Genomic DNA, 9,171 nt, shown 5'->3' on the forward strand with positions numbered 1-9,171 from the left:
CAGCCGACCCTCTCGGCCGGCACCGACGACTTCGCCTACGAGCAGGACGTCGTCGACTGCGCCAAGGTGTATGCCCGCAACGGCGCGCGGTCGAACTGCGGATGGCGCCGCGAATAGGGGGCGCTGCGCACGTCGGCGACCGCGGTCGCGCCGGCTCCGCGCAGCCGGTCGAGAAACTCCTCGAAGGTCGACGAGGAGTGGCCGATGGTGAGGATGTCGACGTTCGTCATGCCGGGGGTCGTGCGGCCGCTGCTGCTGTCCTCCGAGCAGTTATGTAGCGGCCGCGCGTTCGTCAATTCGTGGGCGTCGACCGGGCGGAGCCGTTCCGGGCGAGCGACAGGCGCCTCGCCGTCACGGCGTCGGTCCGCTCGATCCGCCGGCACAGCCGTCGGCCAGGGGCTTGCCGGCGAAGCGATCCTTGATCCACGGCACGTACAGCGGCTTCGCCGCGGTGGGCGTGGTGAAATGAGTCTGCTCGCCCGCGAGCTGGACCCGCGTGACATTGGCGCCGAGCCCGCACATCTGATCGCGATAGAGCTGTCCCATCACGGGCGGAACCACCACGTCCTTGGTGCCCCAATAGATGATCACGGGGGCGACCGGCCGCACCGGCGCGACGCTTCCCTTCAGCAGGGCCCGGGTCCACGCTCCGGCATTGGCCGGCGGGTCTCGCAGGAGCTGCTTGTAGGTGGCGCCGTAAGTGTAGACGATCGTGTCGGCGCCCGCGTGTATGCACTTCCTGGTCATGATCGCGTCGATCGCCTTGGCGCCGTCGTCGGTGAAGACGTCCGTCAGCTTCAGCTCCGGAAACGCCGCCGGTAGCGCCCACAGCGTCATGGCGAAATGGGCGAAGTCCATCGGGTTGTCGGAGAAGCTCTGCGACAGCCCCTCCATCATCTTGGCCGCGGCGGCGTCGTCCAGCGCCCCCTTGGGGGCCGTCACGGCGACGTCGTAGGGCGCCAGGGCGGCCAAGCCGACGACCTCGATCCCGTCGAATGCCGTGCCGTTCCGCGTCACGTAGTCCGGCATGCTCGCCGCGCCGAGCGTGGCGCCGCCGCCGACCGACCAGCCGTAGATCACGGCCTTGCGGCCGGCGCCCGCGAGGCCGAGGTTTCCTGCCGCGCGGATGGAGTCGATGACGTCACGCGCCTGGGTGGCGGCGACCGCGTACTGATGGCGGCCACCGCCGCCGAGTCCCTGATAGTCCGTGGCGACGACGACGTAGCCGTCCTGGATGAAATCGCCGACGGCCGGAATGCCGAAATCGGTCCACGACGTTCCGCCGACCAAAAAATACTCGTTGAGCTCCTGGACCGGGTTCAGCAGTTGCGAGGGGCCGCAATTCTGCGCCGTCCCGGTCGTGCCGTGGGCCCAGGCGACGATCGGCCGTCCGGCCTTGGGCGGCGGTCCCTTCGGAGCGACCACCAGGCCGGTGGCGATCGTCGGCTGTTCGCGGACGTCGGACGAGACATAGGCGATGCGCCATGCCGTGGCGTTCGGGATCGATGTCGCGACGGCCTCCTTGGCGATCACCTGTCCCAGCTTGCCGGCCTTCGGGAGCTTGGCGGCGGCGACGTAGAAGGGCGGCACGTCGACCTCGGCCGCCGGCGCCGGGCCGGCCAGCACCAATGCTCCTGCGGCACTTCCAAGTACTAATGAGATTGCACTACGGATCTTCATGCCCTTGCTCCGGTTCGGATGCTGGCTCGATCGGTGGTGGTGAAAACAAAGGTGCGGTTGCTCGGTCCCGCGGAATGCCGTCCCGCTGCTCTGCGGCGGCTCGTCTTATATATTCCGATGTGAACGATTCTCTACAACAGCGCGTGACGCCGAGCGCTTGCACGCATCGCACGCCGTCTCCCTGCCGATATCCGACATGGTGCCGCATGCTTCTTCGCAGCGCGGGCCGGTCTCGGCGGTTCACCGGAAGAGGGGCTGAATTGTCGTCGGACGCCGCACGATCGCAACGGCCGCTGGTCATCGTCTCGGTGGCGACCGGCTATGGCGGAGCCGAGCGCAACATCGAGATCCTCCTGCCGCATGTGCCGGCGGGACGAACCGTGGTGGTCTTCGCCTGCAACCCGTATCATCTGGAGCGGCTGCACCGCATCGACCGGCCCGGTCTCGAGATCCACGCCGTCGACGCCGCGCACGACTCCTTCGTCCGGGATGCGGGACGGCTGCTCATGCAGCGCTGCCTGGCGCTGCGTCCCTCGGCGATCCTCGGCAACACGCTCGATTCGCTGCGCATCCTGGTGCATGCCGCGCGCCGGCTGCCGGGTCTCGACGCCCGGTGCTTTGTCTTCGTCCACGATTTCCTGTGGCGGGATTACGAGCCCCTGCTCGCATCCCTGCCGCGCGCCACCCTCCTGGTGCCGGATCGCTCGGTGCTGGAGAAGCCCGACTATGTCGGACGGTTCGTCCGGCCGCACGGCGCTCTGCGCGCCCTCGTCGTGCCCAACCCGGTCGACGTTCCCGGTGCGACGCCGGAGGCGGCGCCGGGCGCGGGCTTCCTGCATCTGGCCACGGTCAACGGCTTCAAGGGCCATGTCCATCTCGCTCGCGCCGCCGGGCGCCTGCGCAAGTCTCGTCCGGAGATCGCGATCGCGTCCTACGGTCACCGGCCGAGCCCCGAGCTGTACCGCGAGATCGTGCGGCAGGCCGAGGAGGTCGGCGCCACCGGGACGCTGACGCTGCACGATCACGTCGCCGATCCGACCCCGCTGCTCGCGAAGTGTCGCGCCGTGCTGGTGACCTCCGTCTCGGAGCATGGCGGCCCGGAGACGTTCGGCCGCTCGATCATCGAGGCCTGGGCACACGGGCGCCCGGTGATCGCCTTCGCGGCGGGCGCGCCGGGCCGGATGATCCGCCACGAGGTCGACGGGCTGCTGGTCGACGAGAAGGACGTGCAGGGGCTCGCCGACGCCATCGCGCGGCTGCAGCAGGATCCCGGTCTCGCACGCCGTCTCGGCCGCGCCGGCCGCGAGCGCGCGATGCGCGAGTTCTCGTCGCAGATCGTCGCGCCGATGCTGCTCGCCGTGCTCGACGGCGGCTGGCTGCGTCGCGGTCCGCCGGCCGCCGGGCGGCCGCCGTCGCCGGGGCGTGCCAGGGTGCTGTTCGACGTCTCGCTGTCGCTCGCGGGCGGGTGGCGGACGCCGGTCGGCATGTCCCGCGTCGAGAGCGACGTCGCGGCGGAGCTCGCCCGGCACCCCGAGGCCGACTTGCATCTCGTGTGCCGCGGCGCGGCGGACGGCGGCTTCCGCCGGCTCACGCCGTTCGAGCTGGAGTTCCTGGCCAACCGCGACGACGGGCGCGGCGTTCTCGCCGCCCGCGAGCTCGCCGCGTGGTGCCCGCCGCCGCCCTGGCCGGAGTCGACGATCGCGACGCAGGTCGCGCGATTCGGGGCGCTCCATCGGCTCGCCGGATCATCCGTGCTGTCCGCCGCCCGTCTTCGCCGCGCGCTGCGCCGGCGCAGATCCCCGACGATTCATCGGTCGCCGGCGGATGTCGCGCCACCCCTGCAGGTCGGCTCCGGCGACGTGCTGGTGAGCGTGACCAATCCCTGGGACGACGTGCCGGCCCGGGTCTTCCAAGCTCTGCGCGACCGCGGCGCGAGGGTCGTGCTGGTGGTGCACGACCTGATGGTCTGGGAGACGCCGCACTGGACCGCCGGCCGCGATCCCCGCGACTACTCGGACAACATGCTGTCGGTGATCGCCGCGGCGGATCGCCTCGTCGCGGTGTCACGCGCCACGGCGGCCGGGGTCGAGCGGGCGATGGCCTCCATCGGCCGGCAGGTGCCGCCCATGGCGGTCGCACGCTCGGCAGGCCTGCAGCCGAATGCGGCGCCGTACGGCGCAGCGCCCGCGGGCTTCGAGGGCGGTCGTCCCTTCGTCGTCTATTGCTCGACCATCGAGGTCCGCAAGAACCACATCATGCTGCTGCATCTGTGGGAGCGGCTGCGCGGCGTGCTGCCGGCCGACCGCCTGCCGGTCCTGGTCTTCGTCGGCCGCTGGGGGTGGTGCGTCGACACGGTGCGGCTGACGATCGAGCGCAACTGGCGGCTCGCGCCGCATCTGCGGATCCTGGAGGACGTGCCGGACGAGACGCTGCTCTGGCTCTATCGCCACGCCCGCTTCTGCGTGTTCCCGTCGTTCACCGAAGGCTTCGGCCTGCCGGTCGCCGAAAGCCTGGCGGCGGGGACGCCCGTGGTCGTCTCCGATCATCCGGCCCTGATCGAGGCGTCCGAGGGGCTGATGCCGGCGATCGATCCCTCCGACCTTCCGGCGTGGCATCGCGAGATCGAGGCGCTGTGTCTCGACGACGCACGACTCGCGGCCCTGCAGCAGCGGGCGACGCAGTACCGCGGCGCGGCGCCCGACGAGCTGCCGCGCGCCGTCGCCAGGGCGGCGGGGCTGGTCGAGACACGCTGCGCCGACGCCGTGCCGGTCTGATCCGGCCGGGCCGCAGCCTCACGGATCCAGCTCGGTGTCCCAGTAGAGATAATCGAGCCAGGAGTCGTGCAGGTAGTTGGGCGGGAACAGCCGGCCGTTGCGGTGCAGGTGGTTGACGCTCGGCTGGAACGGGAACTGCCCCGGCTTCATGCCGACCTCGTGCGGGGTCTTGTTGCCCTTGCGCAGGTTGCAGGCCGAGCAGGCCGTGACGACGTTCTCCCAGGTGGTCTGGCCGCCGCGCGAACGGGGGATCACGTGGTCGAAGGTCAGGTCGTCGTGGCTGCCGCAGTACTGGCAGGAGAAACGGTCGCGCAGGAAGACGTTGAACCGGGTGAAGGCCGGGTTGGTGGTCGGCTTCACGAAGGTCTTCAGCGACACCACGCTCGGCAGCTGGAACTCCAGCGTCGGGCTGTGAACCGCATGGTCGTAATGGGCGACGATGTTCACGCGGTCGAGAAAGACCGCCTTGATCGCGTCCTGCCACGACCACAGCGACAGCGGATAGTAGCTCAGCGGACGGAAGTCGGCGTTGAGCACCAGGACGGGCCATCCGCTCGGAGAAGTATGAGCGTTCAACGCTCCTCCACCTCGTTCGTCGGATCGCTACAGCACGGACCGCTGCAGCGCAGCATATCAGCACCCCCGTATCTTATAGGCAGCCGTGACAGCCTTGTGAAGCTTCGCCGAACCTCTTGGATTTTTCGTGATCGGGGCGGTCGGGAGAGACCTCTTTCGCGTGCGTCGCGGGCGAATCGCCCGTCTCAGCGCACCCCGAATCGCCGCGCCAGGAAGGCGCCGCCGAGCCGCAGGCCGTCCTCGTCGATGCCGTGGCCGATGCCGTAGGAGATGTGCCACTCGGCCGGAATCTCCAGCGCGGCGAGCCCGTTCGCCGCCATCAGCAGGGCCTGGACCGGGATCAGCTCGTCGTCGGCCCCGTGCAGGAGCAGCACGGGCGGGCGGGCCCGGATGTCGGGCGCCACGCTCGCCGCGGCCTCCGGGCCGCCGTCGTCCGGCAGCACCAGGATGCCCGAATAGCCGACGATCGCGGTCGGCGCGACGGCGCGGCGCAGGCCGACATGCAGGGCCATCATGGTGCCCTGGCTGAAGCCGACCAGCGCCAGCGCCGCGCCGGGCAGGCCGCGGCGGGCGAGCTCCTGATCGAGAAACGCGTCCAGCACCGGGGCGGCGGCGTTGACGCCGCGCCAGCGCTCGCCCGGCTCGCGGAAGGTCAGCGGGAACCACTCGCGGCCGACCGGCGCCTGACCGCAGGGGCGCGGCGCGTGCGGCGACACGAAGGCGGCGTCCGGCAGGTCGTCCTGCCACATCCGGCCGATGTCGATCAGGTCGTTGCCGTCAGCCCCGTAGCCGTGCAGGAACACGACGAGCTGGCGCGCCGGCTGTTTCGAGCGCGGCTCCAGGCGGGGTCCGTCGAGCACGGCGGGCACGGGCATTCTCCTCAGTCCGCCGGGGTCGGCGGGGCCGGCAGCACGGGATCGCGCTGCTTGACGGTGCGATAATAGGTCCACAGCAGGAAGGCCGCCACTCCGCGCCACGGGCGCCAGGGCTCGGCGATCGCGATCATCTGCCGGGCGGTCGGGCGGGCGTCGAGGCCGAAGGCGAGCCGCAGCGCCTCCTGCAGCGCGAGGTCGCCGGCCGGCCAGGCGTCGGAGTGCCCGAGGCAGAACAGCAGGTAGCTGTCGGCCGTCCAAGGCCCGATCCCGTGCACGGCGACCAGCGCCGCATGGGCCTCGTCGGCCGGCATCGTCGCGATCGCCGAAAGGTCCAGCGAGCCGTCCTGCAGGGCTCGGGCGATCTCCTTGAGGGACTTGATCTTGGCCGCCGACAGCCCGATCCGGGCGAGGCGGTCCGGGCGCGCCTTCAGCACCGCCGCCGGCGCGAACGGGTCGATCGCGGCGAACAGCCGCGCCCCGATCGCCGCGGCGCTGGCGGTAGAGAGCTGCTGGCCCAGCACGGTCGCGGCGAGGCCGGCGAAGCCGCCGGGACGGCGCCGCAGGGGCGGGTGCCCGCCGGTCGCCAGCACGGCGGCGAGCCGCGGGTCGGCCGCGATCAGATGGGCGAGGCCGGTGTCGATGTCGGCCTCGGTGTCGATGCGGAGCAGGGCGGAGGAGGGCGGGGCGGGCACCGTCATGGTCCGACAGATAGGCGCGCCGCGCCGGCCGCTCCAGCCGATTTCCGGGCGGTGCGTCCGGGAACCCGGACTCGGCGCCGAAATTGGTTCGACATGGACCACCCGACCCCGGATGCGGCGATCACCAGCCTGTCGGCGTTGCGCGAGGCGGAGGCCGCCTGCACGCGCTGCCCGCTCTACCGGGACGCCACCCGGGTGGTCCCGGGCGAGGGCCCGGCGCATGCACGGCTGATGATGGTGGGCGAGCAGCCGGGCGACCAGGAGGATCTGTCCGGTCGGCCGTTCGTCGGGCCGGCCGGACAGGTTCTGGACCGCGCCATCCTGGAGGCTGGGATCGACCGCAAGACCGTGTTCGTCACCAATGCGGTCAAGCACTTCAAGTGGGAGCCGCGGGGCAAGCGCCGCCTGCACAAGAAGCCCAATGCCCACGAGATCGAGCGCTGCCGCTGGTGGAACGACATCGAGCGCGCCCTGGTGAGACCGCAACTGGTGGTGGCGCTCGGCGCCACCGCGGCGGCGAGCCTGCTCGGCCGCAGCGTCACCATCGGCCGGGTTCGCGGCGAGCTCTTGACCGGCCGCGACGGCGAGCCGGTGGTCGTCACCATCCACCCCTCCTACCTGCTGCGCTTGCGCGAAAAAGCCGACAAGGAGCGCGAATACGCCCGCTTCGTCGCCGACCTGAAGGCCTGCGCGGCGCGCCTGCGGCAGGCCGCCTAGTCCGGCACCGCCGCGACCTCTCCCCCCGGGGAGCCGCCCGCGTGCCAAGCGCCACGACATCGCCTATAAGATCGGCCAGAGGGATCGACCGGCCGCGGCGCGCCGGGCCCGCGACGAGACCCGATGGATTCGCTCGACCGATACGTCTTCAAGACCGGCATCAACCTGTTCCTGCTGGTCCTGTTCAGCCTGACCGCGGTGATCTGGGTGACCCAGATCCTGCGCCAGATCGACCTGATCACGGGCCAGGGCCAGACCGTGCTGACCTTCATCGGCATCACCAGCCTGATCGTGCCGACCCTGATGCTGGTGCTGGCGCCGATCGCCATGCTGATCGCCGTCGTCTCGACCCTGACCAAGCTCAACAACGACTCCGAGCTGGTGGTGATGAGCGCGGCCGGCGTGTCGCCGGGGCGGCTGTTCCGGCCCTTCGTGATGCTGGCTCTGGTGGTCTCGCTGATGGTGGCCTTCATCGCCACCTTCCTGTCGCCCTTCCTGCAGCGCGAGATGAACGACCGCCTGTCCAAGGTGCGCGCCGACGTCGTCGCCAACATCGTGCGGCCCGGCACCTTCACGTCGATCGAGCGCGGGCTCACCTTCCACATCCGCGAGAAGCGCAGCGACAGCCAGTTCGGCGGCATCCTGATCGACGATTTCCGCGATCCCAAGGAGCGCGCCACCATCCTGGCCGAGCAGGGCAACATCGTGCAGACCGCCCGCGGCACCTATCTGGTGATGACCGACGGCTGGGTGCAGCGCCGCCGCGCCGCCGACCGCGACCCCACCATGGTGAAGTTCGAGCGCTACGCCTTCGACCTGTCGCCCTACACGGTGGCGAACCGGGTCTCCTACGGCCTGCGCGAGCGCTATCTGTGGGAGCTGCTCTGGCCGGAGCCGGACGACAAGCTCCTGAAGACCTCGCCCAACCAGTTCCGGGTCGAGCTGAACGACCGCCTGGTGGCGCCGCTCTATCCGCTCGCCTTCGTGGTGATCGCCTATGTGCTGCTGTGCACGCCGCGCTCGACCCGGCAGGGCCGGGTGATGTCCACCGTGCTGGTGATCGTCGGCGTGTTCGGGTTGCGCATCCTGGGTTTCGCCTGCATGGCGGTGGGGCAGGGCTCGCCCGCCGTGCTCTACCTGCTCTACCCGGTGCTGCTCGGGGCGATCGGGCTCGGTCTGTTCGCCATCTACACCGGGCGTGGGCTCGAATACGAGACCTCGATCGATCTCGCCGCGCTGCGCAACCGGCTGCTCGCCCTGGTGCCGCGCCCGGCGCTGCGGTGAATGGGCGGCCCGGACCCGGGACGGGCGGCGCCGGCGGGTCGACCATGCGGATTGCCTTCGCGATCGTGAAGCTGTTTCCGGGCGGCGGCCTGCAGCGCGACTGCCTCGCTCTCGCCCGCCTGGTGTCGGCGCGCGGTGCCGCGGTCGAGATCCTCACGGCCGAGCGGGCGGCCGGGGACTATGCCGACGGCCTGGCCGTCACGGAGCTACCGGTCGCGGCGCGCACCAATCACGGCCGCCAGGCGGCCTTCTCGGCCGGGATTGCCGCGGCGGCGCGGGATTTCGACGCGGTCGTCGGCTTCAACAAGATCGCCGGGCTGGATCTTCTCTACTGCGCCGATCCCTCGATCGCGGCCCGCATGGCGGGCGCGCCCTGGCTGGCCCTGCTGCCGCGCTACCGCGCGTTCCGGACCCTCGAGGGCGCCGCCTTCGCACCGGGGGCACGCACCCGCCTGCTGCTGCTCGCCCGCCCGCAGGCCGAGGCCTATCGGGCCGCCTGGGGTACCGAGGCGGAGCGCATCGCCGTACTGCCGCCGACCATTGCATCTGCCCGCCGGCAGCCGGAGC

General features: G+C 71.0%; 9 protein-coding genes. 4 read left to right on the forward strand and 5 right to left on the reverse strand.

The annotated features are described in order from the left end of the window. Positions 1 to 35: 35 nt before the first annotated feature. Together CH341_RS24130 and CH341_RS24135 are read right to left on the reverse strand one after the other, a co-directional pair. Positions 36 to 230, reverse strand: coding sequence for a DUF488 family protein (locus CH341_RS24130; protein ID WP_111421532.1), 195 nt, complete (start codon positions 228 to 230; stop codon positions 36 to 38). A gap of 121 nt (positions 231 to 351) precedes the next feature. Then, the gene (locus CH341_RS24135; RefSeq protein WP_111421533.1) at positions 352 to 1,680 is read right to left on the reverse strand and encodes a lipase family protein; all 1,329 of its coding nucleotides are present in this window, start codon (positions 1,678 to 1,680) and stop codon (positions 352 to 354) included. 260 nt (positions 1,681 to 1,940) lie between these two features. On the opposite strand from CH341_RS24135, the gene CH341_RS24140 reads away from it, so the two are divergent. Next, positions 1,941 to 4,454 (forward strand): glycosyltransferase, encoded by a 2,514-nt coding sequence (locus CH341_RS24140; RefSeq protein ID WP_245431228.1) that lies wholly within the window; start codon positions 1,941 to 1,943, stop codon positions 4,452 to 4,454. An 18-nt stretch (positions 4,455 to 4,472) separates the two neighbouring features. On the opposite strand, the gene CH341_RS24145 is transcribed toward CH341_RS24140, so the two are convergent. The 3 genes from CH341_RS24145 to CH341_RS24155 form a co-directional block, all read right to left on the reverse strand. After that, positions 4,473 to 5,030 carry an HNH endonuclease gene (locus CH341_RS24145; RefSeq protein WP_111421535.1) on the reverse strand — a complete coding sequence of 186 codons (558 nt, stop codon included), beginning with the start codon at positions 5,028 to 5,030 and terminating at the stop codon, positions 4,473 to 4,475. Positions 5,031 to 5,215: 185 nt separating this feature from the next. Further along, positions 5,216 to 5,905: an alpha/beta hydrolase gene (locus CH341_RS24150; protein ID WP_111421536.1), complete on the reverse strand. Its 690-nt coding sequence runs from the start codon at positions 5,903 to 5,905 to the stop codon at positions 5,216 to 5,218. Positions 5,906 to 5,910: 5 nt separating this feature from the next. After that, positions 5,911 to 6,597 carry a DNA-3-methyladenine glycosylase family protein gene (locus tag CH341_RS24155; RefSeq protein WP_245431229.1) on the reverse strand — a complete coding sequence of 229 codons (687 nt, stop codon included), beginning with the start codon at positions 6,595 to 6,597 and terminating at the stop codon, positions 5,911 to 5,913. A 99-nt stretch (positions 6,598 to 6,696) separates the two neighbouring features. Here CH341_RS24155 and CH341_RS24160 point away from each other — a divergent pair, with 99 nt between their 5' ends. From CH341_RS24160 to CH341_RS24170, 3 genes are all read left to right on the forward strand, one after another. Next, positions 6,697 to 7,320: a UdgX family uracil-DNA binding protein gene (locus CH341_RS24160; RefSeq protein ID WP_245431230.1), complete on the forward strand. Its 624-nt coding sequence runs from the start codon at positions 6,697 to 6,699 to the stop codon at positions 7,318 to 7,320. A gap of 123 nt (positions 7,321 to 7,443) precedes the next feature. Continuing rightward, positions 7,444 to 8,604 (forward strand): LPS export ABC transporter permease LptF, encoded by a 1,161-nt coding sequence (lptF, locus tag CH341_RS24165; protein ID WP_111421539.1) that lies wholly within the window; start codon positions 7,444 to 7,446, stop codon positions 8,602 to 8,604. A 44-nt stretch (positions 8,605 to 8,648) separates the two neighbouring features. After that, positions 8,649 to 9,171 (forward strand): glycosyltransferase family protein (locus CH341_RS24170; protein ID WP_146604601.1); only part of this gene is annotated, 523 nt, incomplete at its 3' end.

The sequence above is a fragment of the Rhodoplanes roseus genome, assembly GCF_003258865.1.
In the GTDB taxonomy this organism is placed as follows: Bacteria; Pseudomonadota; Alphaproteobacteria; order Rhizobiales; family Xanthobacteraceae; genus Rhodoplanes; species Rhodoplanes roseus.